General features: G+C 72.8%; 23 protein-coding genes and 2 pseudogenes. 15 read left to right on the top strand and 10 right to left on the bottom strand.

Translation table 11 applies throughout. The features are described from left to right. Position 1 precedes the first annotated feature (1 nt). The 4 genes from IH80_RS0109845 to IH80_RS0109830 are packed head-to-tail and all read left to right on the top strand — an operon-like array spanning position 2 to position 2778. Positions 2–406 carry a roadblock/LC7 domain-containing protein gene (locus IH80_RS0109845; RefSeq protein WP_030031532.1) on the top strand — a complete coding sequence of 135 codons (405 nt, stop codon included), beginning with the start codon at positions 2–4 and terminating at the stop codon, positions 404–406. Beyond that, a complete protein-coding gene (locus IH80_RS0109840; RefSeq protein ID WP_030959303.1) occupies positions 403–762 on the top strand; it encodes a DUF742 domain-containing protein in 360 nt (119 codons plus the stop codon). Before IH80_RS0109845 ends, IH80_RS0109840 begins: the two co-directional genes overlap by 4 nt. Beyond that, on the top strand, positions 743–1363 hold the full coding sequence (locus IH80_RS0109835) for a GTP-binding protein (RefSeq protein WP_030959301.1): 621 nt from the start codon (positions 743–745) through the stop codon (positions 1361–1363). The genes IH80_RS0109840 and IH80_RS0109835 overlap by 20 nt, the downstream gene beginning before the upstream one ends. Next, positions 1270–2778, top strand: a complete 1509-nt coding sequence (locus tag IH80_RS0109830) for a cytochrome P450 (protein ID WP_051809018.1) — start codon at positions 1270–1272, stop codon at positions 2776–2778. The genes IH80_RS0109835 and IH80_RS0109830 overlap by 94 nt, the downstream gene beginning before the upstream one ends. A gap of 72 nt (positions 2779–2850) precedes the next feature. Here IH80_RS0109830 and IH80_RS0109825 read toward each other — a convergent pair whose 3' ends face one another. From IH80_RS0109825 to IH80_RS0109805, 5 genes are all read right to left on the bottom strand, one after another. Continuing rightward, the gene (locus tag IH80_RS0109825) at positions 2851–3957 is read right to left on the bottom strand and encodes a terpene synthase family protein (protein ID WP_030959298.1); all 1107 of its coding nucleotides are present in this window, start codon (positions 3955–3957) and stop codon (positions 2851–2853) included. Continuing rightward, on the bottom strand, positions 3954–4871 hold the full coding sequence (locus IH80_RS0109820; protein WP_030959297.1) for an SAM-dependent methyltransferase: 918 nt from the start codon (positions 4869–4871) through the stop codon (positions 3954–3956). The genes IH80_RS0109825 and IH80_RS0109820 overlap by 4 nt, the downstream gene beginning before the upstream one ends. A gap of 178 nt (positions 4872–5049) precedes the next feature. After that, entirely contained in the window at positions 5050–5799 is a 750-nt protein-coding gene (locus IH80_RS0109815) for a DUF72 domain-containing protein (RefSeq protein WP_030959295.1), read from the bottom strand. Between the two features lie 202 nt (positions 5800–6001). Continuing rightward, positions 6002–6904: a class A beta-lactamase gene (gene bla / locus IH80_RS0109810; protein ID WP_030959293.1), complete on the bottom strand. Its 903-nt coding sequence runs from the start codon at positions 6902–6904 to the stop codon at positions 6002–6004. A gap of 133 nt (positions 6905–7037) precedes the next feature. Further along, on the bottom strand, positions 7038–8285 hold the full coding sequence (locus tag IH80_RS0109805; protein WP_030959291.1) for a saccharopine dehydrogenase family protein: 1248 nt from the start codon (positions 8283–8285) through the stop codon (positions 7038–7040). A 113-nt stretch (positions 8286–8398) separates the two neighbouring features. Between IH80_RS0109805 and IH80_RS0109800 the strand changes: the two genes are divergently transcribed. Further along, on the top strand, positions 8399–9106 hold the full coding sequence (locus IH80_RS0109800; protein ID WP_030959289.1) for a TetR/AcrR family transcriptional regulator: 708 nt from the start codon (positions 8399–8401) through the stop codon (positions 9104–9106). A gap of 153 nt (positions 9107–9259) precedes the next feature. Continuing rightward, a complete protein-coding gene (locus tag IH80_RS0109795) occupies positions 9260–10801 on the top strand; it encodes an APC family permease (protein WP_051809003.1) in 1542 nt (513 codons plus the stop codon). Positions 10802–10863: 62 nt separating this feature from the next. On the opposite strand, the gene IH80_RS0109790 is transcribed toward IH80_RS0109795, so the two are convergent. Then, the gene (locus tag IH80_RS0109790) at positions 10864–11406 is read right to left on the bottom strand and encodes a hemerythrin domain-containing protein (protein WP_030959287.1); all 543 of its coding nucleotides are present in this window, start codon (positions 11404–11406) and stop codon (positions 10864–10866) included. A gap of 209 nt (positions 11407–11615) precedes the next feature. On the opposite strand from IH80_RS0109790, the gene IH80_RS0109785 reads away from it, so the two are divergent. Continuing rightward, positions 11616–11882: a DUF4235 domain-containing protein gene (locus IH80_RS0109785; protein ID WP_030959284.1), complete on the top strand. Its 267-nt coding sequence runs from the start codon at positions 11616–11618 to the stop codon at positions 11880–11882. 148 nt (positions 11883–12030) lie between these two features. Further along, positions 12031–12575 (top strand): annotated as a pseudogene (locus IH80_RS39070) (GNAT family N-acetyltransferase). 213 nt (positions 12576–12788) lie between these two features. Here the strand turns inward: IH80_RS39070 and IH80_RS0109775 are convergent. Together IH80_RS0109775 and IH80_RS0109770 are read right to left on the bottom strand one after the other, a co-directional pair. Continuing rightward, a complete protein-coding gene (locus tag IH80_RS0109775) occupies positions 12789–13064 on the bottom strand; it encodes an isoamylase early set domain-containing protein (protein WP_030959282.1) in 276 nt (91 codons plus the stop codon). A 323-nt stretch (positions 13065–13387) separates the two neighbouring features. Further along, the gene (locus IH80_RS0109770; protein WP_158943361.1) at positions 13388–13690 is read right to left on the bottom strand and encodes an STAS domain-containing protein; all 303 of its coding nucleotides are present in this window, start codon (positions 13688–13690) and stop codon (positions 13388–13390) included. 938 nt (positions 13691–14628) lie between these two features. Here IH80_RS0109770 and IH80_RS0109765 point away from each other — a divergent pair. Then, positions 14629–14967 carry a MerR family transcriptional regulator gene (locus IH80_RS0109765; RefSeq protein WP_030959279.1) on the top strand — a complete coding sequence of 113 codons (339 nt, stop codon included), beginning with the start codon at positions 14629–14631 and terminating at the stop codon, positions 14965–14967. Between the two features lie 85 nt (positions 14968–15052). On the opposite strand, the gene IH80_RS0109760 is transcribed toward IH80_RS0109765, so the two are convergent. Beyond that, complete coding sequence (locus tag IH80_RS0109760) at positions 15053–16033, bottom strand: helix-turn-helix domain-containing protein (RefSeq protein WP_037879347.1); 981 nt, start codon at positions 16031–16033, stop codon at positions 15053–15055. A gap of 84 nt (positions 16034–16117) precedes the next feature. Here IH80_RS0109760 and IH80_RS0109755 point away from each other — a divergent pair, with 84 nt between their 5' ends. Continuing rightward, a complete protein-coding gene (locus IH80_RS0109755; protein WP_030959276.1) occupies positions 16118–17245 on the top strand; it encodes an alpha/beta fold hydrolase in 1128 nt (375 codons plus the stop codon). A gap of 245 nt (positions 17246–17490) precedes the next feature. On the opposite strand, the gene IH80_RS0109750 is transcribed toward IH80_RS0109755, so the two are convergent. Beyond that, positions 17491–18162, bottom strand: coding sequence for a hypothetical protein (locus tag IH80_RS0109750; protein WP_030959274.1), 672 nt, complete (start codon positions 18160–18162; stop codon positions 17491–17493). Positions 18163–18212: 50 nt separating this feature from the next. On the opposite strand from IH80_RS0109750, the pseudogene IH80_RS0109745 reads away from it, so the two are divergent. The 5 genes and pseudogenes from IH80_RS0109745 to IH80_RS0109725 form a co-directional block, all read left to right on the top strand. Continuing rightward, positions 18213–18497 (top strand): annotated as a pseudogene (locus IH80_RS0109745) (Hsp20/alpha crystallin family protein); the annotation flags it as partial. 79 nt (positions 18498–18576) lie between these two features. Continuing rightward, positions 18577–18972 carry a DUF2267 domain-containing protein gene (locus IH80_RS0109740; RefSeq protein ID WP_030959270.1) on the top strand — a complete coding sequence of 132 codons (396 nt, stop codon included), beginning with the start codon at positions 18577–18579 and terminating at the stop codon, positions 18970–18972. Positions 18973–19018: 46 nt separating this feature from the next. Beyond that, entirely contained in the window at positions 19019–19462 is a 444-nt protein-coding gene (locus tag IH80_RS0109735; protein ID WP_030959268.1) for a DUF2267 domain-containing protein, read from the top strand. A gap of 109 nt (positions 19463–19571) precedes the next feature. Next, positions 19572–20003: an STAS domain-containing protein gene (locus tag IH80_RS0109730; RefSeq protein ID WP_030959267.1), complete on the top strand. Its 432-nt coding sequence runs from the start codon at positions 19572–19574 to the stop codon at positions 20001–20003. Between the two features lie 526 nt (positions 20004–20529). After that, the gene (locus IH80_RS0109725) at positions 20530–20718 is read left to right on the top strand and encodes a hypothetical protein (RefSeq protein WP_030959266.1); all 189 of its coding nucleotides are present in this window, start codon (positions 20530–20532) and stop codon (positions 20716–20718) included. Positions 20719–21201 lie beyond the last annotated feature (483 nt).

Here is a 21201-nt window from a genome sequence, read left to right as displayed (position 1 = left end):
GATGACTCAGCGAAGCAGTATGGACTGGATGCTCAAGGACCTCGCCGCCGGCGTGCCGCAGACGCGGCACGTGATCGTGCTGTCCGCGGACGGGCTCTGCGTGGCGCAGTACGGCGCCGAGACGGACACCGCCGACCGCCTGGCGGCCGCCTGCGCGGGCCTGCAGAGCCTGGCCGGAGCGGTGGCCGCCGAACTGCCCAGCTCCGAAGGCAGAATGCGGCTGGTCGTGATCGAGATGGACGGCGGGTTCTTCTATCTCATGGCAGCCGGAGACGGCTCCTACCTCGCGGTCCTGGCCGACGAGGGCGTCGACGCGGGCCTGATGGGCGCGCAGATGCGCAACCTGGTGACCCGAATGGGGGACCACCTGAGCAGCCCGCCCCGGCACGACGGGCAGCCCGCGTGAAAGAGCCGCCCTCAAGCTGGGAGGACGGCAGTCCCGAACGGCTCTACGTCATCACCGGCGGACGCAGCGGACCCTCCACCTCCGTCCACCTGGACCTCGTGACCTTGGTGGTGGCCAAGGGGCCTCCCCGGCCCGAGATGCAGCCGGAGCAGGCCTCCATCCTGCGGATGTGCCAGTCACCGCTGTCGGTGGCCGAGATCGCCGCGTACGTGGGCCTGCCCGTGAGCGTCGTCACCGTGCTGGTCGGAGACCTGATGGCTGCTCAACGCGTGCACGTCCGCCCGCCCATTCCCACCGCCCAGCTACCCGACCTTGCTCTGATCGAGGCAGTGATCGATGGACTTCAGAAGCTCTGACCCGCCCGCCGGGCCGTGCGAGGCGGACGTCCTGCCGCACACGGCCGCGGCGGCCGTGAAGGTCGTCATCGTCGGCGGCTTCGGCGTGGGCAAGACGACGCTGGTCGGCGCCGTCAGCGAGATCAAGCCGCTGACGACCGAGGAGACGATGACCCGGGCAGGAGTCGGCGTCGACGACACCTGGGGCGTCGCCCGCAAGATCACCACCACCGTGGCCATGGACTTCGGCCGCATCAGCATCAACGACGAACTCGTGCTGTACCTGTTCGGAACACCGGGCCAGGAACGCTTCTGGTTCCTGTGGCGCGGGCTCTTCGAGGGGGCGCTCGGCGCCGTCGTACTCCTCGACACCCGTCGGCTGGAGATCAGCTTCGACGTCATCGGCCGGCTGGAGGAGCGCGGCGTCCCCTTCGTGGTGGCCGTCAACTCCTTCCCCGACGCTCCCGAGCATCCGCTGGAGGAACTGCGCGAGGCCCTCGACCTGCCGCCCGCCGTCCCCATCCTCGCCTGCGACGCCAGAAGGCGGGAATCGTCCCGCGACGTCCTGCTGACCCTCATGCGCTACCTGCACTCCCAGGCAGCCACCCAGGAGGCAATGTGAGCACCACCCCCACCCCGCCGCCCGAGTGCCCCGCCCACATGGCGGCCACCGCGGGCGGCCTGTACCGCCTGCACGGAGCGGAAGCCCAGGCGGACCCGTTCGCCCTGTACGAGAAGCTGCGGGCCGAGCACGGTCCGGTGGCCCCGGTGCTCGTCAACGGGGACCTGCCGGCGTGGCTGGTCCTCGGTCACCGGGAGAACCTGGACGTGGCGCGCACGTCCTCGCGGTTCGCCCGCGACCCGCGGGGCTGGCGCGACATGAGAGAAGGCCGGGTGCCGGCCGACACCCCGCTCGGCCCCATGGTCTCCTGGGTGCCGGTCTGCAACTTCACCGACGGCCCCGTCCACGAACGGCTGCGCTCGGCCGTCGTGGAGTCCCTGGAACGCTTCGACAAGCGCGGCATCCGCCGCTACGTCACCCGCTTCGCCAACCACCTCGTCGACCAGATCGCCGCCGAGGGGTACGCCGACCTGGTGCCCGCCTTCTCCGACCAGCTCCCCATGCTGGTCATGACCCAGCTCATCGGGGCGCCCGACGAGCACGGCCCACTGCTGGTCAACGCGGCACGCGACATGCTCCAGGGGACGGAGACGGCCCTCCAGAGCGACCGCTACGTCACCACCACGCTCGAGAACCTGGTCGTCGAGCGGAAGGCCAAGCCCGCCCGCGACCTCGCCTCCTGGCTGATCGAGCACCCGGCCGATCTGACCGACACCGAAGTGCTCATGCACCTGCGGGTGGTGCTCATCGCGGCCTACGAGACCACCGCCAACCTGATCGCCAACACCCTGCGCACCGTCCTGACCGATCCGCGCTTCCGGGCGAGCCTCTCCGGAGGCCACATGACCCTGCCCGACGCACTGGAGCAGGTCCTCTGGGACGACCCGCCGATCAACACGATCATCGGCCGCTGGGCCACCGGGGACACCGTGCTCGGCGGCCAGCAGGTCAAGGCCGGGGACATGATCCTGCTCGGTCTGGCCGCGGGCAACGCCGATCCCCAGATCCGGCCCGATCCGGCCGCCTCCGTCCACGGCAACCGCTCCCACCTGGCCTTCAGCAGCGGCCCGCACGAATGCCCGGGCCAGGACATCGGGCGGGCCATCGCGGACACCGGCATCGAGGTCCTGCTGGACCGGCTGCCCGACCTCCAGCTGGCGGTCGACGCGAGCGAGCTCCAGTGGCGGGGCACCCTCATGTCCCGTCACCTGCTCTCGCTGCCGGTACGGTTCGCCCCGCGCTCCACGGCGCCCCCGCCCCCGGCCCCGCAGCTCCCGGTGGAGCAGCCTGCCGGGCACCCCGTCCACCCGGTGATCCCGCCGCAGCCGACGTCGCCCCCCGCGCCGCCGGTGTCCGGCGGCGGCCGCAGGCGCCGTGGTGTCAGCTGGTGGCGCCGGCTGCTCGGCCGCCGCTGACCCGGCCCGACGGGCCGGCCGCGCCACCCTCGGGGCCCCCGGCCGGTACGGCCGGGGGCCCCGCCCTTCCGCTCAGTGGTGGAGCTGCCGCCACCAGGACGCCAGGGCCGGCGGGACCGGGGCCCCGGCCCCGCCGGCCCTGGGGTGCTCGGCGTACCGCAGCGCGAACCGGGCCTCGGCCACGGGCAGTTCGTACCGGTTGCGCGGACTGGCGTACCGGGGTGCCCCGGCCTGCCACGCGATGGAGCCGGCCACGTAGTGGCCCAACGCCGCGAGGTGACGGTGCAGTGCGCCGTCCCCGTGGCCCGCCTCGTCCGCCAGCCGGGACCGCAGCCCGGTGAAGAGGACCATCACCCGGTCGCGCAGGGCCACGGCGAGCGGTACCGCCTCGGCCGGGGAGCAGCCCTCCTGGTGTGCGAGGACGTTGACGAGGTTCACCTCGCGCGGTTCCAGATGGTCGTCCTTGTCGTAGGAGAACAGGTCGTTGTCCGCGCTGACGACGAAGCCGGCCGCGTCCGTCAGGGCCGTCAGCGCGGGGGAGCACAGGACGTCCGCCGGGAGCCGGTCCCCGCGGGCGACGTCCGACCAGGTCAGTGAGAAGCGGGTGCCGTTCGCCAGCGGCCCCATCGCGACGAAGTCGTTCAGCCCCGGCATCGACCCCGCCTCGGCGCGGGCGGACCGCCAGGCCGCCCCCAGCAGCCAGTCCCTGGTCCCCTCGACGAACCTGCGCAGCTCGTAGGGGGTGAGCATGGCGTGGGTGCGGCCCACCAGGTCCAGCAGGGCCCGGGTCATGGGCCCGTCGGGCAGTACGGACGCCCCGGGGTCCTCGACGGTCCGCAGCAGCCGCACGCCGTGGTCGACGACGGCCGCCGTGTCCGCGTCGTCGGAACCGGAGTCCTGCCAGTCGTCGACGGCGTTGGCCCAGTAGTTCCACTCGGTGAACAGCAGCACGGCCTCCACGTCACCGTCGGGGATGATCCGGCAGGAGAAGTCGGCGCTGTGGGTGGCCAGCCCCCAGGCCCGCTCGACCGGATCCGGGTACAGGCCGAAGCCGTCCAGCCACTCGACGGCCCGGGCCTCCACCTCCTTGGCCCGGGGATGGACGAGGTCGCGCGGCAGGGGGCAGTAGAAGGGCGGCAGGTCCGGACCGAGGCGTGAGGGCCGCGGCGGCGCGGTCATCGGCCACCGCCGATCCGGAAGCGCAACAGTCGTGTCTCCACCGCGTGTTCGCGCCAGAGCCGGAAGAACTTGCTGTGCGCGATCGTCGACTGTTCGAGCCGGTCGTCCGTCCAGGCCCCGGCCTGGGCGCCGGTGCCCGCTCTGAGCCGGTCGAGTTCGGCCGTGTTCCACGCCATCGACTGCACCCAGAACTCCGCCACCGCGTCCGTCACGTCCTCGTCCTGCACCAGCTCGAAACCGGCCGCCTCGGCCGCGGCCAGGTACTCCCCGCGCCGTCCCAGCCGCGTTCTGTAGTAGCCGTCCATGAACTCCCGCCACTCGGAAGGGCCCACGAAGTGCTCCTGGATGCCGAACCATCCGCCGGGCACCAGCGCCTTGGCGACGACCTCGAACAGGCGGGCCCGGTCGGTGTAGCCGCTGCTCTCGTTGGCGTAGACGGCGTCGTACGCGTGCGTCTCGTCCAGGTCGTGCACGTCCGTCAGTACGGGCCTCACGCGCTCCGCGACCCCGGTGTGCAGGGCGAAGTGCCGCACGATGGGGAGGTGTTCGGCTGCGACGGTGAGGCCGGTGACCGAAGTCCCGTGTTCCTGGGCCCAGTAGAGCGACGTGCCGCCGAGCCCGCACCCGATGTCGAGCAGGCGCCGGGGAGGTGCCTCGTACGCGCCCCAGGTGCGGGCCGCGTGGTCGACTATCCGCTCCTGAGCGGCGAACAGGCCGTGTTTGAGGGTGTTCTGGGGGACGGTGGTCTCCGGTGGGCCGTCCGGGTACAACCCCACGTGGAAGTGGACGCGTGGGCCCGGCCCGTACTTGTGCAGTATCTCCTGTGTCTTGCGGCTGTAATAGAGCCGCACCGGGTCGTCCGCGGCCGAACCGGGGCCGCTGCCTAAGGTCCGTACGAAGGGTGTAACGCGCATGGGGTGTCCGCCCTTTCGTGGGGTAGGGCCGGCCTCCGGGACGCGCCGCGCCGCTCTCGTAGCGTCCCGAACGGCACACTGTTGAAGCACGGACCATCGTGGCACTCCACAGGCGCCACGTCAGCCCGCTGGAGCAGCACGGTACCGTCAAGATCCTTGCGTTGAGAGCTGGTTGACCTCATGCATGAGCGTGCTTCCGCGCCGGGGGCGGCGCCATCCGGACGAATGCCCGGGCGTCGGCCACGGCCGCCCCGCCCGGGTCGTTGTTGAAGTACGCGAAGACGTCCGCGCCCGCCGGCCAGGTGTCCGCTATCCGGGCCGCCCAGCTGCGCAGGGCCGTCCTGCCGTACCGGGGCGCGGGGCGGGCGCGGCCCTCGTGGAAGCGTACGTACCCCCAGTCCGCGGTGCGCCACAGCGGTGTCACGGGCCGCGACCCGCGATCGGCCCAGCACAGGGCCGCGCCGCGCCCGGTCAGGACCGAGCGCACCTCCTCCGTCCACCAGGACTCGTGCCGGGGTTCGACCGCGACGCGCGTACCGGCCGGAAAGCAGGCCAGACACGCGTCGAGTGCGTCAGGGTCGGCCCGCAGGGTGGGCGGCAGCTGGAGCAGGACCGGTCCGAGCCGGTCGCCGAGGGAGGCGGCGTGCGCCATGAGCCGGTGCACCGGCTCGGCGGGTTCGCGCAGGCGTTTGACGTGCGTCAGGAAGCGGCTGGCCTTGACGGCCATGACGAAACCGGACGGAGTACGGGCGCGCCACTGGGCGAACGTTTCGGGTGACGGCAGCCGGTAGAAGGCGGCGTTGCTCTCCACGGTGCGGAAATGAGCGGCGTACTCCTCCAGCCACAGGCGCTGCGGCCGGTCGGGCGGATAGAGGACGCCCGCCCAGTCGCGGTACTGCCATCCGGACGTGCCGACGTGCACGGTCATGCCGAGCGCCTGCCCGCCGCGCGGTCCGGCACACCTGCGCCCCCGGTGTGAGGCGTGCGGCGGCGGGCAGAGGGGACTGCCGTCCCGCGGTCCCGACCGCGGGACGGCAGCGGGGCCGGTGCCAGCGACCAGGCACGTGCACCGAGGCGGCGGTGGCCTGCTGGAATGGCCCGCGCGGAGGCGGCCGCGGGCGCGGGAGCCGTCAGGAGAGGGCTGCCGCCAGAGCCGCGGCGGCCCTCGCGAGCAGGGCGTCCTGGCGCGGCGCGGCGGCGTCCGCCATGGTGGTCAGCACGGCCAGCTCCACGGGCGGCCGGCTGGGGGGCCAGGCGATGCCCACGTTGTTGTTGGTCCCGTACGACCCGGCCCCCGTCTTGTCCCCGATCACCCAGTCGCGGGGCAGGCCGGCGCGGAACCGGTCGCCGCTCGTCGTGTTGGACACCAGCCAGCGCGTCAGCAGTTCCCGGTGCCGCGGGGCGAGCGCGTCGCCGAGTGCGAGCCGCCCGTACGTACGGGCGATGGCCCGGGGGCTGGTCGTGTCGGTCACCCGCGACGGCTCGGCCGAGTTCAGCTCGGGCTCCCAGCGGTCGAGCCGCGTCGTGCGGTCCCCGAGGGAACGGCAGAAGCGGGTGATCGCCGTGGGCCCGCCCAGTTCGCGCAGCAGCAGGTTCGCGGCGCCGTTGTCGCTCTGGGCGATGGCCGCGGAGCACAGCTCGGCCACCGTCAGCCCACCGGCGACGTTCTCGGGCCGCCCGGTCACCGAGCCGCCGCCGGCGGAGGTGACGTCGTCCTGCGTGTAGTGGATCCGCCGGGCGAGGAACCCGCCGTCATGGTCCAGGTCCCGCATCACGGCCGCCGCGGCCGGCGTCTTGAACACCGAGCACATGGGGAACAGCTCGTCGGCGCGGTACCGCACCGTCCGGCCCGTGCCCGTGTCCCGCGCGTACGCCCCCACCCGTGCGCCGTACTCGCGCTCCAGCGCCCGCAGCCGCCGGACGGCCTCGCCCTCCGCGCCGGGCGTCGCCGCACGGGCGGCGCCCGCCGGCAGCGCCGCGGTCAGCGCCACCCCCGCTCCCAGAGTCAGTACGGCACGACGGGTCTGCTCCACGTCGCCTCTCCTCTCCCATCGACGGTCACGTGGTGACAAAGACGCCAAAGATGATCAATCCGGTTGCGTCCCCCGGTCCCGGGTCCCGCCGTCCCCCCCCCCGTGCTCCCGTGCCGCCGTGCCCCGTCCCCGGTCAGCGGCCCGGGGTGGCGGCGGGACCCTGCTCGCGCACGGCCCAGGGGGACCCGTACGCCGTCAGCAGGTCGAGGAACGGGAGCGGCGGCAGGGCCTCGGGGCCCAGGACGCCGGACCCGGACCACACGCCGGTCGCGAGCAGTTCGAGCGCCACCACCGGATTGACGGCGGTCTGCCAGACGACGGCCTGCGAGCCGTACTCGCGCATGGACCACTGGTTGTCGACCACGTGGTAGAGGTACACCTCGCGCGGCAGGCCTTCCTTCGTGCCCTTGACCCAGGTGCCGGCGCAGGTCTTCCCCGTCATCCGGTCCCCGAGCGTCGCCGGGTCGGGCAGGCAGGCGGCGACCACGTCGCGCGGTGATACCCGGACCTCGGCACCGTCCTCGCCGCGGACCGGGACCCGGACGGTGGAGTCCAGGCCCAGCGCGTGCAGCGCCTTGAGCTTGCCGATGAAGTCGTCCCCGAGGCCGTACTTGAACGTGACCCTGCGGGCCGCGACCCAGCGCGGGACGAGGAGGACCTCCTCGTGCTCGACGTTGACGCACTCGACCGGCCCGATGCCCTCGGGGAAGTCGAAGACCTCCGGCTCGCTGAACGGCTCGGTGGTGAACCACCCGCGTTCGCTCTCGTACACCACGGGCGGGTTCAGGCACTCCTCGATCGTCGTCCAGATGTTGAAGGACGGGGCGAAGTCGTAGCCCTCGACGGTCAGGTTCGCTCCGTCGCGGATGCCGATCTCCTCGATGTCGTCGAAGAGCTCGTCGGCCGCGTAGCGGGCGAAGACGTCCGACAGCCCGGGCTCGACACCCATGCCGACGAGCGCCAGTCGGCCCGACTTCTCCCACTCCGCGGCCCGTTCGAACTGCTCGTCCCCGAGCTTCACCCCGCACTCGCCGTGCGGGTTGTCCGGGTGCGGGCGGGAGAGGGACATGGCCATGTCGACGTAGTGGCTGCCCGCCGCCAGCGCGGCGTTGAACAGGGGCATCACGAAGCGCGGGTCGGTGGCGTTCATCAGCACGTCGCATCCACGTTCGGTGAGCAGCCCCGTCACCGCCGCCTCGTCGGAGGCGTCGACGCGGCACGCGCTGAACCGCTGCTCGTCGGCGCCCAGGGCCGCGACGGCTGCCTCCGCACGCGCCAGGTCGTAGTCGGCGACGACGAAGTGGTCGAAGAAGCCGCGGCGGGCGGCGATCTTGGTGATCGCGCTCCCGACACCGCCGGCGCCCACAAGCAGAACACGCATGGTTCGGTCCTTTCTCGGTGAGGCGTCCGCCTCTGGGGGCTGATGGAACCGGGCGCCCCGAGTTAAGGTCAATGGTGTTGGCGTAAGGGCGGATGTCATGAAGGAGGGCGGAGATGGCGAAGGACGTGGTCCCGGAGGAGGCCCGCAGGCGGCGCCGGCCGACGCGCCAGGGGACGGTGCTCTCGGAAAAGCTGATCGTCGAGACGGCGCTGCGGATGGTGCGCGAGCACGGCAGTGCGGGCCTGTCCGCCCGACGGCTCGGCGCGGCCCTGGGCGCGGACCCCAGCACCCTCTACCGGTACTTCGAGGGCATGGACGGGCTCACCCTCGCCATGGGCGAGGAGCTGATCGGCCGGGCGCTCGCCGGCTGGGCCCCCACTGGACGGTGGCGCGACGACCTCCGCGTCCTCGGGCTGCGCATCCACGGCGCCTACCTCGCCCACCCACAGGCCGCCCTGCTGACCGCGAGCCGGGTCACCGGCCGCCCGCGGGAGATCGCGGCAGACGAGGCGATCCTGGGCATCCTGCGCGGTGCCGGGTTCGGCGACGAGGACGCGGTGCGGATCTACCACGCCTACATCGACCAGAGCCTGGCCTTCGCGGCCCTCGACGCGGGCCCCCTCGCCCTCACGGACACGGCGCGCGCGTCCGACGAGGAGCGCTGGGAGTCCACGTACGCCCGCCTGCCGGCGGACGACTACCCGAACATCGCGGCCACCGCGGGACTGCTGGCCGCCCGGATGCCCCACAGCGCCTATCCGGTCGCCCTGGAGATGCTGCTGGAGACGGCGGAGCGGCAGCTGGCGGACGCCGGGGCCTGAGCGGCGGGGCCGGGGCGGGGCGGGGCCGGGGCCTCCGCCGGGTTCCGGATGGGGACGCGGGCTTATGCCAACACCATTGACCCTCCGGGCGGCACGCGGGTTTCCTCATCGCATTCACGCCCCGTTCACACCGCACCGCACCAGTGAGGGACCATGGCCGAAGACACCCCGCGGACGCCGCAGGCCGCCACGCTCAGACCGAACGCGATCGGGTTCGTCGACGCGCTCGCCATCGGGCTCAACGCCACGTCGCCGGCGTACTCCCTGGCCGCGGTGATCGGGCCGATCGTGGCGCTGGTCGGCGTACACGCTCCCGGGGTGATGCTCGCGTCCTTCGTACCGATGGTCCTCATCGCTTCCGCTTTCCACCACCTGAACCGAGCCGATCCCGACTGCGGCACGACCTTCTCCTGGGTGACGCGTGCGCTGGGTCCCACGGCCGGCTGGCTCGGCGGCTGGGCGATCACGATGACCGGCGTCCTGGTCGTCGGCTCGCTCGCCGACGTCGCCGTCACCTTCGGCCTGCTGGCCGTCGGCCTGGACGGCTGGGCCGGCGACACCCTGGTCCGGCAGGTGCTGACCGTGCTCGTGATCGTGGTGATGGCGGCCCTGTGCGTACGGGACACGCGGGCGGCGGCCCGGCTGCAGAACGCCCTCGTCCTGCTGCAGACCGCCTGCCTGTTCGTGTTCGCCGCGGTGGCCCTCTACCGGGTCTACGCCGGCACCGCCTCACTCGACGCCGTCCGCCCGGCCGCCGGCTGGCTCGACCCGTTCGGTGCCGGCGGGACGGCGCTGACCGGGGGGCTGCTGCTCGGGGTCTTCGTGTACTGGGGCTGGGAGTCGGCGGTGAACCTGACCGAGGAGACGAAGGACCCCTCCTCGGCACCCGGCCGGGCCGGCATCTGGTCGACCGTCGTCCTCCTGGCCACCTACGTCTCGGTGGCCTTCGCGGTCGTCGCCTTCGCCGGCGCCGGCTACCTCGCGGCGCACGCCGACGACGAGGAGGCCGTCTTCGCCTCGCTGGCCCGGGAGGCCCTCGGCGGGTGGGACTGGATCGTCCTCCTCGCCGTGGCCACCTCCGCGCTCGCCTCGACCCAGACGACGATCATCCCGGCCTCGCGCACCGCACTGTCCATGGCCCGCCGGCACGCCCTGCCGAGCCGTTTCGGCCTGATCCACCCCCGGTACCGCACCCCCGCGGTCAGCACCTGGTGGGTCGCCGGCACGGCCACCGTCTGGTACCTGCTCATCCACCGGGTCAGCGAGAACGCCCTCGCCGACTCCCTCACGGCCCTGTCCCTGCTGATCGCCTTCTACTACGCCCTCACCGGCATCGCCTGCGCGGTCTACCACCGGCGACGGCTCACCACGGGGGTGCGCGAGTTCCTGCTCATCGGGGCCGGTCCCCTCGCCGGTGCGGGCATGCTGACCTGGCTGCTCGTGGAAGCGGTGGCCGATATGGCGGACCCGGCCAACTCCTCCGGCGGAACCGCCTGGTTCGGTCTCGGCCCGCCCCTGGTCATCGCCCTCGGCCTGAGCCTGGCCGGACTCCTGCTGATGCTCGCGCGCCGCGCCGTGTCCGGCGCCTTCTGGACCGAGCGGCCCACCACCTGCCCGGCCCCCTCGGTCGCCCGGGCCCAAGACGTCCCGGATGCCCCGCCGCGGCAGCCCGCCGGTTCCGCTGCGCGGGACTGAACCGACGCTGCCGCGGCGGACCGTTCACCCGCGAAGGGCGACGCCCGGTGCACCCGTCCGGGTCACCGGCCGGCACCCGTCACGAGATCCCGGGCGCGGTCCACCAGGCCGAGGCCCGGGGCGAGCGGGACGGTCGCCGGCGGGGTGCTCCCGGGCGAGCTCGGCGCGAGCATCTTCGCCCGCCGGATCCTGTCACCCACCGTCTCCAGCGCCTCCTGGGCGCAGGCCTCCCGCAGCCGGGGGAAGAGGTTCTCCTCCTCGTCCCAGGCGTGCGCGGTGACCTCGGCCCGGAGCGCCGCGACGAGCCGGTCGAAATCGGGCCGGTCGGCGTCGAGCCCCTCCAGGTCCTTGAGGATCTTCTCCATCCGGGCGTGGTCGGCGATCTCCCGGTCCGCGATGAGGTTGCCGTCGGGGAACACCGCCCGGACGATCGGAAAGAGGTGTTCCTCCTCGGCGACCGTGTGCCGGACGAGCTCGATCGTCAGCCGCTCGGCCGCCGACCGCCGGTCCGCGGCCGGGACGGCCTGGGTGATGATGTCGAACGTCTCGTCCATCTCACGATGGTCCGCGGTCAGTTCGCTGATGACGTCGACTGTCTGTGCCATGGCGAAACTCCGTTTCCGTCGAGGATCGGCGGGCCGGCCGGGCACGCACTGCCGGCCCGTACCGCGTCTGCCCGGCGCCACGCCCGGCTAACGGTGTCCCCCCGCGCGTTAGCCGGACGCCGGACCGGGCAGGCGCAGGGCGGAACAGAACGCGGACCAGAACGCGGAACAAGATGCGAACAGGATGCGGAACCGCCCGGGAGGAACCGATGAAGGCCTCGACCGTCGCGTACAAGCCCGTGGGGCTGGCCCTCGGCGCCCTGGGAGGCGCGCTGGCCGGCATCGCGTTCAAGCAGGTGTGGAAGCGGCTCGGCCACGAGGGCGACGCGCCGAACGCCACCGACGAGGACCGGTCGTGGCGCGAGATCCTCATCGCGGCGATCCTTCAGGGGGCCGTCTTCGCCGCGGTCAAGGCGGCCATCGACCGGGGCGGCGCCGTGGCCGTCAGGCGCCTCACCGGCACGTGGCCGGACTGACCGGCCCCGGCACGGCCCGCTCGCGGGCCTGCGCGGCTCGCTCGTGAGCCTTTGCACGGCCCGCTCATGAGCTCCGGCGCGTGCCGACCGTGAGCGGGAGACTGCGGACCGCAACGCCCCGTACCGGCGTGGGATACGGTTGCCCGCCATGACCGCACTCGAACACGTTGCCTGGCCGATCGCCCCCCTACGGACCGAGCGGCTCGTGCTCCGCGAATCCGAGGCCCGGGACCGCCCGGCGTTCATCGAGCTGTTCGCCTCGCCGGAGGTGCGCACCTACCTGGGCGGCCCCCGCCCGCGTGACGAGCTGGACCGCGCGATGCCCGAGGTGCCCGGGCGGCGGCGAGGATTCTTCGTGGTCGATCTCGAAGGAACGATGATCGGCATGATCACGCTCGACCCGCGCGACGCGAGCCGTCCGGGGCGCGTCCGTCCGGACGCCGGGGAGACCGAACTGAGCTACACTTCCTCCCGCACGTCTGGGGCCGCGGCTACGCGGCGGAGGCGTGCGCGGCGGCCCTCGACTGGTTCACCGCGGTGCGTCCTGGCGAGCCCGTGGTCCTCTGCACCCAGAGCGCCAACGACCGTTCCATGCGCCTCGCGGCGAGGCTCGGCTTCACCGAGTTGGAGCGGTTCGAGGAGTTCGGCGCCGAACAGTGGTTCGGCGTGCGCTCAGTCCCCCCTTCCGCCTGACCGGTCCGGCGGCCACCGCCCACGGTCGCCGCGCCGGCATTCCAGAAGCTGTTCCAGTGACACGCTCAGGCGCACCTGAGGGCCCGCCGCACCCGTCTCCCGCACGGCGCGGTATCCGAGGCCAGGTAGCACGCCAGGTCACAGCGGTTGTGACGGAGCCGGCTGCGTCGCCCCCCGACGAGGGGATGCTGCGCGGCCGGTTGGTGGGGTGGCTCAGGTGTGGACGCGGCCGTTGGTGCCGTCGTGGTGGTCCGCGGTCTCGTCGTCGAACCAGTAGTCCCCGGCGGCGAGATACCGGAACGAGTGGCTGCTGTGTGCGGGCAGGGACACCTTCGCGGCTCGGGTGCCGTCGCCCCGGGGTTCGAGGGGGTGGGCCGCGGGATTCCAGTGGTTGAAGTCCCCGACCACACTGACCGGCCCCTCGGGGGTGTTCTCGGGCAGGACGAAGGTGACCTGGGTCTTGCCCTTGCACTGCTTGCGTTCCAGCACGGGTGATCTCCAGCTGTAGTAGGTCGGGGCCCGCGCATCCTCGCCCGCGCCCGTGCCGGCGGCGGGTCTGCCGGGTTGCGTGCCGTGTGCAGGTCGCCCGGTCGGATACCGCGTACGGGTACGGGAGGGGCTGCGAGGGAGACGGGGTGGGGAACGACGGGCCGAGGTTTCCCGGTGCCCGTAGCGGGGCCCGGCGGGGTGGCTTCAACCGGCCGGGTCCCGCTGTGTGTGGACCTCTCGTCGCCCTGTCACCGTGCCACGGCCGACCGCGGGCCGCCCGGTGTGCGGTCCGTGTGGGGGACCGCGGGCGGTTGCTGCCCAGGTCAGCTGCCGGTGATCGGGAAGAGCGAGTCGGCGCCACTCATCTCCAGCAGGCGCCGGAACTGGGGCTGCGGGTCGCGCAGGCTGATGTGCCGGCCGTGTTCTGCCGCGGTCTGCCGCGCGTGGACGAGGACGCCGAGGCCGGAGGAGTCGCAGAACGACAGGCCGGACAGATCGACGACGATCTCGGCCGGGCCGCCAGGCTCGGTGATCGCCGCGTACAGGGCGTCGCGCAGCATCGGCGCCCGGTCGATGTCCATCTCGCCGCCCACGTGCACGACACGGCGCTGATCATCATCGGTCACGCCCACGCCCCTGCTCACCTCTCTCAAGATCTTCTACGTCGCCCATGATGAGGCAGCCGGAGTGGGGAGGGGGCACGGGTGCCGGGGCTGAAGCGGGGGGCGATCACCGGGGAGGTCGTGAGGTGGGAGGGCGCGTCGGCGCCCTCCCTGCTGCCCGATCGTGTTCCCGCGCAGCCGTTCGAGCCGGCGGCACCCGATTACCTCAGGGACACGCACGCGAAAATCTATGTTGGCCAGAGTAGACATTAGGCGGTGGTGTGGTTATGGTTTCTCTCGTAGCCCAGTCAAGAAGAGCCTGGCAGAGACGAACTGCCGGGCAGTGGTACCCGCAGGTGCCGTTGTTGGACGGTGCGGTGGTGGAGTTCCGGAGCCAGAGAGTTTGCAGGACGGTGACGGGACTGACGGCCGGACCGGGTGGCCCGCAGTCATCAGGGGCCGCCGCAGGCAGTACCCAGCAGTGAAGTCAGTGAGCAGCACCTCGGTGAAGGCGTCGGCTGCGGGCGCGCGCACCGGGACGTTCGGCAGTGGGGTTCCAAGCCAGAGCAGATGCAGGATGGGCGACGGGGCTGGCTGCCGGAGCGTGGCGCTTGGTCAGGCCACGAGCAGTAACGCAGTACCAGTAGTACCGAGTGGAGCAGTACCAGCAGTTCGCGTTTCCCGCTTGTAGCAGTTGATCATCCGAGGGATGAACGGAGGGATGGGCGCCATCAGGATCGCCCGGGCAGAAGTCTGAGCCCGGGTACCGCAGGACATCGATAGTGAGGTGGTCTCCGGTCAAGCAACCGCGATCCCCGCGTCTCCCGTCCCCGTTCGGGCGGGTCAGCGGATACGAAAAGTCGGCGCAGTATCAGGGCCGGCAGATGGTGTAGCAGTTCCTTCGGGGCCCTGGTGCCGGTACGGCACCAGGGCCCCTCCACGCGTTCCACGAGAGAGGTTCCATGACAGCAGACGACTCGTTCGGCCGTCTCGACGACGACGATTACCCCGCCTACACCATGGGCCGGGCCGCCGAGATGCTCGGCACCAGCCAGGGTTTCCTCCGAGCCATCGGAGAGGCCCGCCTGATCACCCCGCTCCGCTCCGCGGGCGGACACCGCCGATACTCCCGCTACCAGCTGCGCATCGCCGCCCGCGCCCGGGAACTCGTCGACCAGGGCACCCCGATCGAGGCGGCCTGCCGCATCGTCATCCTCGAGGACCAGTTGGAAGAGGCTCAGCGGATCAACGCCGAGTACCGCCGTGCCGCCGGTTCGGTGGACCCGTCGACCTCGGCATGACACCCACGAGTCGGGTAGGCGTGTAGGCGGATGTCCACGGGTTCGGGGCGCGCCAAGAGGCTTTCCGGAACGGCACCGAGGTGCTTCAGCGGTCGGCCGCGCCGCTTGCCAGCAGCAGCTCCGCCAGGGCCGTCCGCTCATGGTGCACCGAGCGGCCCGTGCGGGTGGTCGTGAGCAGTCCGGCGGCGCGCAGGGCCGAGGCATGAGCGGAGGCCGTAGCGGCGCTGACGCCGATACGGCGCGCCAGCCCCGTGGTCGTGCGGGCTTCGTCCAAGGCACGCAGCAGGGCGAGCCGGGTGCGTCCGAGGACTTCCGAGAGGCGCTCGTCCAGTGCGCGGTCTCCATCCGGGAGGGGCGGCAGTGTCCCGCTCGCCGGGTAGGCGAACGCCACCGGACGGCCGGGCAGGTCCTGGATGAGCGGGCCGCTCCGCCAGTGAAAGGTGGGCCGCAGGATCAGCCCGCGTCCGCCGAGCCGGACCTCCCGCACATCCGGGGCGCCGCCCGGCAGGGGCCACTCCCAGACCGCGGCATGCAGGCGCGACCCCGGCGCCAGGCCGGCCAGGGCGGCGCCGAGGCCCTGCGCGGCGACGGTCAGGGCATGTCGGGTGAACGCCGCCCGGTGCAGGTGCCGGACCTGCGGCCACACCGGCGCCAGAACCGTCTCGTACGCCGCCCGCTGGGCCCGCTCGAGCGTCCGCCAGGCACCACTCTCCCCACGATGCAGGGCGTGAACCCACGGCGGGGCCGGACGTCGCGTGTACACCTGCTCGATTCCTGCCCGCACGAAGTCGGCACGGCTGTCTCTGATCAGCGCGACCCCCTCGTCCATCGTGTCGCCGAGAACGTCGAGGAAAGCAGGGGCCACCCCGTCCGGTGCCAGGTCCGCGAGCGGCTCGACCGCCCTGGGCAGGCTCCGCAGCAGCCTGCTCCGCCAACGCCCGAACAGCAGCGGCTCGTGCGGGGCGCCCAGCATCATCAGGGCCGCGTGCAGCTCGGGCACGGGCGAGGGCCACGGCGCGAACCGCACCCGGGCGAAGTCGTCCGCCGTGAAATGGATCCGGATCATGCACATCCCCTGCCCCCGCGCCACCCTTTCGGACCCGGCCGCAAGCTTCGCACCCGGCCGGTACCCGGCCCCAGGATGCCGTCCATGACCTCGTCCTTCACTCCCTGCCGGCGCTTTTTCGCCAAGGGCGCCCTCGTCGGCGCCGCCGCTCTCCTTCTCGGCGCCGCCCCGGCCACCGCCGCCCGCGGTGCGGCCCCGCTCCTGCGGCTACGCCTGCCGGCCCCCAGCGGGCGCCACCCCGTCGGAGCCGGCACCCTCCACCTCGCCGACCCCACCCGCAGCGACCCCTGGGACCCCGGCATCGGCGTCCGCGAGCTCATGATCACCGTCCTGCGCCCGGCTGTCCCCGGCCACCGCTTCCCGCACTTCGCGCAGATGACCCCGGGCGCCGCCACGTCCTTCGCCGACGTCGCCCACTGGATCCACGAGCCGCTGCCGCAGACGGGGGTCGACTGGGCGGCCACCCTCACCCACGCCCGGGCCGGTGCCCGGCCCCTGCCCGGCCGGCGCCCCGTGTTGCTCTACAGCCCGGGCGGCGGCGACGCCCGCGTGATGGGCAGCTCCCTGGCGGTCGACCTCGCCTCACACGGTTGGACGGTCATCACCGTCGACCACCCCGGAGACGCGAGCGAGGTGGAGTTCCCCGCCCAGCGGCCGGACCGCGGACGCATCCGGAGATCCGTACTGACCGGCCCACCCGACGCGGCCACCTTCCGCACCATGATCGAAACCCGGGTCGCCGACCTCCGCTTCGTCCTCGACACGCTCCACCTCGACCGGGTCGGCGCCTACGGCCATTCCGCAGGCGGCACGGCGGTTGCGCAGGCGCTCCACGACGATCGGCGGATCGCTGCCGCCGCAAACCTGGAGGGGTACCTCGACCAGGTGGACGGCGAGCTCCTCTCGGTGACCCGGCAGGCGACGGACCGGCCGCTGCTCCTGGCCGGCACCGACGGCTTCCGCAACGACCGTCTGGAACGCTCCTGGGCGGCGCTTCTCGCCCATGGCGGCCCGGTCGTCCGGCGGCAGCTCGACGGCACCCACCACTGGGTCTTCACCGACTACGCGGCCCTCGTACCCCAGCTCCAGCAAGCCGGCTTGACGACCGCCGCGGGGCGCGCCGCCATGATCGGCCGGGCCGACCCGCGCGTCAGCGTGCCCGCCGTTCGCAATCTCGTACGGTCGTTCTTCACCCGCCACATGCCGGTGTGAGAGGTCGCCCCACCTGCACGCTGGTCACCTCGCCCCACGAACTGCGGTCGGCCGGCGGATCCCACTGTCCCCGGCAGCGCTGCACAGGGTGGTCGGCCGCGCTCGCATGAGGCGCCCTGCGGCCCGTCGGCCCCCTGGTCCGGCCAGGTCGGCCGGTCGGCCGGTCGCGCCTGGACGCGACCGTGCAGGAGGTGCCTCTGTTCGGCGGCGGCCCGAGCGCGGCCACCGGCCGTGGGTGCGGCGGGTCACTTGCTGCGCTGATCGTGGGTGTCCCGGCGGAGCTGGTCGGTGTGGCGGGTCAGGGCGTCTATGCGCTGGGCGAGGGCGGCGTGCTCGCGTCGCAGATGGGGCCGGGCGTCGGTCAAGGGGCGCACGAGGCGCGCCGCGTCCTCCTCGCCGAGTGCCGCGTTCAGGTCGTCGACCGCCGCCTGGGCGCCGGGGGGCAGGCCGCTGAGGGCGGTGATCTGGCCGGCAAGGCGTCGCAGGTCGGCCGCGTTGTCGCGGGCCCAGGCCGTGACGGTGCGGTCGGCGGCGCGCATGTCGCGCGTGGCCTGGACGCGCTGTTCGCCGGTGGTTCCGGCGGTGCCGGGCCGGAGGCGCAGGTAGCGGCGTTCGGCGGCCTGGCGGCTGGCGACGCCGAGGGGGCCGGCGAGGTCGGCCCAGCTGGCGCCCTCGCCTCGGGCGGTTTCGATCAGGCCGCTTTCCCAGCCCGCAAGCTGCTCGCGGACCTCGCGCAGCATCAGCAGCGCGGCCAGAGCGGGGTGGGGGCCCGAGGCCCCCGCGGCTCCTGCCGTGGTGGTTCCCGCTGGTCCCGCGTCTGCTTGCTGCGCGTCCTTGACGGCCCGGTCGATGGCCTCCAGCGCCGCAGCCGCGGCAAGGAAGGGGACCGGTGCCGGCGGCTCGGTGGCCTCGCTCATGGCACCCTCCGTCGTGCGTGTCATCCTCTGGATGACTGCCTGCTTGTCACGTGAGCCCCGAGGCGATCGACGTCGACGTAGAGCGGAACATGCTGACCGTCAAGGCCGAGCGCCGCCCCGCGGCCAAGGGCGAGAGCGTGCAGATGGAACTTTCCGAGCGGCCCCTGGGTGTCTTCTCCCGCCAGGTCATGCTGGCCGACACCCTCGACACCGAGCGCATCGAAGCCGACTACGACGCGGGCGTCCTGACCCTGCGGATCCCGATCGCCGAGCGCGCCAAGCCCCGCAGGATCAGCATCGGCGGCGAGTCCGGCCGCAAGGAGATCTCCGGCTGAACCGCTGCCCCCGGCCGCGGGGGACGGGCTCCCACCCCTCCGGCACCCGTCCTCCGCCCCCTCCCCTTGGAGGTGAGTGATGCCGATGCGCCATGAGGCGTTCCTGGACCACGTCCAGGAACGCGGCGAGTACCGGACCCGGGAGGAGGCCGAACGCGTGGCCCGCGTCGTCCTGGCCCTGCTCGGTGCCCACCTGGTGGGCACCGTGCGGGCTGCGCTCGCCGGCCGCCTGCCCGAGACGTACGCCCTGATCCTCCTCAACCCCCTGCAGGCCGCGGAGCCGCTCTCCCCGGAGCGCTTCGTCCGCGCGACCGCGGCCTGGATCGAAGGCGCCACCGAGAAGACCGCCCTGTGGGATGTCGGCGCGGTCCTGTCCACCGTGGCCGCAGCGGCGGGAGACACCCTCCTGCGCGAGGTCCTGCTCCAGCTCCCGCCCGGCTACGACCTCCTCTTCGGCCACCCCCAGTCCACCTGACGCGCCCGCCCGCGCGGCGGGCCCTGCAAGAGAAAGCCGCAGCACCATGTACGACCGGCCTCGAGCGAACCTGTCCGCCATGGCCATGACGTTCGACCAGATGCTGGAACGCGTGCGCTACGAAGGCGCCTACCCCACCCGCGAACGCGCCGAGGAAGCCGTCCGCACCGTCCTGGCCGCCCTCGGCCGGCAGATCACCGGCGACGAACGCGTCGACCTCGCCCAGGCCCTGCCCGTCGAGGCCGCCCTCACCCTGACCGCCCAGATTCCCGACACCGAACACCTCACAGGCTGGGGCTTCGTCAAAGACATCGCCGCACGGGCCGGCGCCACCCCCGCCACCGCCCGCTGGGATACCGGAGCCGTCCTCGCCGTCGTCGCCCGCCTCGCCGGACCCGACCTCCTCGCCCGCATCCTCCACCAGCTCCCGGGCGGCTACGCCCTCCTCTTCGGCCAAGCGGAGCTGCGCCCGCAGCAGCACGCTGCCTGACCCCGCCCGGGCTGCCCGGCTCCGGGCAGCCCGGGACCGGCGCGGGTCGCTCCCGCCCGCATGCCGGCGGGAGCGAACCGCACCAGCCGATCATGGGAGGTGAGACGTCATGGACTTCCGTATGTCGATGAGGCGCTACGGCCCGACCGTGCACCTCACCCCTGCCGGGGAGCTCGACCTGCACACCCGGTCCGCTCTCGAGGAGACGCAGGCCGCCCTCGACGACGGTGTTGCCGTGGTCGCCTGCGACATGCGGCTCCTGAGCTTCGTCGACGTCACCGGCCTGCACGGGCTTCTCGAATTCGCCCGCCGTCTCGATGGACGCGGCATCGCGTTCTTCGCCTACGACTGGCAGCCGCAGGCCCTCCGCCTCCTCGACCTCGTCGATGGCCTGTACCTGCCCACCAAAGTGAACGGAAAGACCCGCAGCACACCCACCACGATCCTGCGCAGGGGCCTGCAGGACTGTGCGGCGGTCCGCCGCACAGCGGCCGAGGCACGGTCCGGGGAAGGCACGGCGGGCCGGACAGCCGCCGCATAGGGTTCCCACCCGAGGGTGCCGCTGCCCCGCGAGCGGCCCGCGCGGCAGCGGCTGAACGCCCGCGGTGAGCACCCGCAGGAGGGGGAGGTGAGGCAGGTGCCCACGCGCGACGGCCGGGGCCGCTCAGCGTGCCGACCGCCGTCTCCAGCGTAAATTCACCGCCCCGCGGAGTCACGCGGGACAGACTCGCGGCCCACAGCCGTGGCCGGTTCACCTGTACCCGGCGGACCCGTCCCGACCCTGCCGCGACCGCGCGCGGAGCGCCTGGGCCCGGCGAGCGCCGGCAGGCTGTGAGCCGCACGCCCGTTCACGCAGGTGGACGGGTGGGCTGTGAGATGGGTTGTCTCAGGCAGCGTGGCGGCGGGTGTCCTACGACGGGCGACCTGGAGCGATCGACAAAGGAAGTCAGCTGCTTGATCGGTCCCGTTGCGGATGTCGATTCCGCTGCCTCCGAACTCTGACACGTGGGCGGCTTGACGCCGACCGTGTTGCGCAGTGCGATGAATAGGGGTGAAGGGGGCGCTGGGTGACCGACGAGGGCAGCGACGTTGAGGACCGGGGCGACGATCGTCCGCGGGGCCGGAGTCCTTCAGAATTCGTGGACCACGTCTGGCTGGTGGTGCTCGCGCTGATCGTGGTGATTCTCTTCCTGGTCGGTCTCATGGGCGCTGACACCGGGCCCGCGAACCAGGACGGGTACACCGGTTGGCGTTGAGCATGGTGAGTGCGAGGAGTGCGGCACTCGCCACCGCGTACAGCTCACCGCCCGTGCGGTGGTGAGCAGCCGGGGTGCGGTCTTGGTACGAGGGGACCCGTACCTCCCACAGCATCGTTCCGGTGGTCAGTTCCCGCGCCGTGGCCACCGCGTCCATGTCACCCGCGTCCGGTGTCCGGGTCCCACACCATCGTTTGGCCGCCAGCCGCCCACCTGGAGGGTGCCGTGGGGGCCGCTCGCGACGGCCACGGTGAGGAGGTTCCGCTACACGCCCCCCGGACGCTGAGCGACCTGTCCGCCCCCGGCCCGGGCCGCCCGCCCCCGGCCGGGGCCGCCCGCCCCCGGCACGGGCCGCCCGGCGTCGGCACCCGGCGCTGCTGCACACCCCGAGGGCCAGGGGAATGAAATCTGCGCGCCGGCCACCGCGGCCCGCCCGGACGGTTCGCCGATCGCCGTGACCGCGAGCCGGGACGCCACCGCGAT

This window comes from Streptomyces sp. NRRL S-378 (assembly GCF_000720645.1).
Lineage (GTDB): Bacteria > Actinomycetota > Actinomycetes > Streptomycetales > Streptomycetaceae > Streptomyces.
The sequence above is the reverse complement of the archived record's forward strand: the minus strand, read 5'-3'. Positions and strand labels throughout refer to the sequence as shown.

What these genes read in the sequence shown, in the direction of transcription:
- IH80_RS0109845 (WP_030031532.1), top strand. Translation starts at nt 2, where the DNA reads ATGACTCAGCGAAGCAGTATGGACTGGATGCTCAAGGACCTCGCCGCC.
- IH80_RS0109835 (WP_030959301.1), top strand. Translation starts at nt 743, where the DNA reads ATGGACTTCAGAAGCTCTGACCCGCCCGCCGGGCCGTGCGAGGCGGAC.
- IH80_RS0109825 (WP_030959298.1), bottom strand. Translation starts at nt 3,957, where the DNA reads ATGACCGCGCCGCCGCGGCCCTCACGCCTCGGTCCGGACCTGCCGCCC.
- IH80_RS0109820 (WP_030959297.1), bottom strand. Translation starts at nt 4,871, where the DNA reads ATGCGCGTTACACCCTTCGTACGGACCTTAGGCAGCGGCCCCGGTTCG.
- IH80_RS0109815 (WP_030959295.1), bottom strand. Translation starts at nt 5,799, where the DNA reads ATGACCGTGCACGTCGGCACGTCCGGATGGCAGTACCGCGACTGGGCG.
- IH80_RS0109805 (WP_030959291.1), bottom strand. Translation starts at nt 8,285, where the DNA reads ATGCGTGTTCTGCTTGTGGGCGCCGGCGGTGTCGGGAGCGCGATCACC.
- IH80_RS0109800 (WP_030959289.1), top strand. Translation starts at nt 8,399, where the DNA reads ATGGCGAAGGACGTGGTCCCGGAGGAGGCCCGCAGGCGGCGCCGGCCG.
- IH80_RS0109795 (WP_051809003.1), top strand. Translation starts at nt 9,260, where the DNA reads ATGGCCGAAGACACCCCGCGGACGCCGCAGGCCGCCACGCTCAGACCG.
- IH80_RS0109790 (WP_030959287.1), bottom strand. Translation starts at nt 11,406, where the DNA reads ATGGCACAGACAGTCGACGTCATCAGCGAACTGACCGCGGACCATCGT.
- IH80_RS0109785 (WP_030959284.1), top strand. Translation starts at nt 11,616, where the DNA reads ATGAAGGCCTCGACCGTCGCGTACAAGCCCGTGGGGCTGGCCCTCGGC.
- IH80_RS0109765 (WP_030959279.1), top strand. Translation starts at nt 14,629, where the DNA reads ATGACAGCAGACGACTCGTTCGGCCGTCTCGACGACGACGATTACCCC.
- IH80_RS0109760 (WP_037879347.1), bottom strand. Translation starts at nt 16,033, where the DNA reads ATGATCCGGATCCATTTCACGGCGGACGACTTCGCCCGGGTGCGGTTC.
- IH80_RS0109755 (WP_030959276.1), top strand. Translation starts at nt 16,118, where the DNA reads ATGACCTCGTCCTTCACTCCCTGCCGGCGCTTTTTCGCCAAGGGCGCC.
- IH80_RS0109750 (WP_030959274.1), bottom strand. Translation starts at nt 18,162, where the DNA reads ATGAGCGAGGCCACCGAGCCGCCGGCACCGGTCCCCTTCCTTGCCGCG.
- IH80_RS0109740 (WP_030959270.1), top strand. Translation starts at nt 18,577, where the DNA reads ATGCCGATGCGCCATGAGGCGTTCCTGGACCACGTCCAGGAACGCGGC.
- IH80_RS0109735 (WP_030959268.1), top strand. Translation starts at nt 19,019, where the DNA reads ATGTACGACCGGCCTCGAGCGAACCTGTCCGCCATGGCCATGACGTTC.
- IH80_RS0109730 (WP_030959267.1), top strand. Translation starts at nt 19,572, where the DNA reads ATGGACTTCCGTATGTCGATGAGGCGCTACGGCCCGACCGTGCACCTC.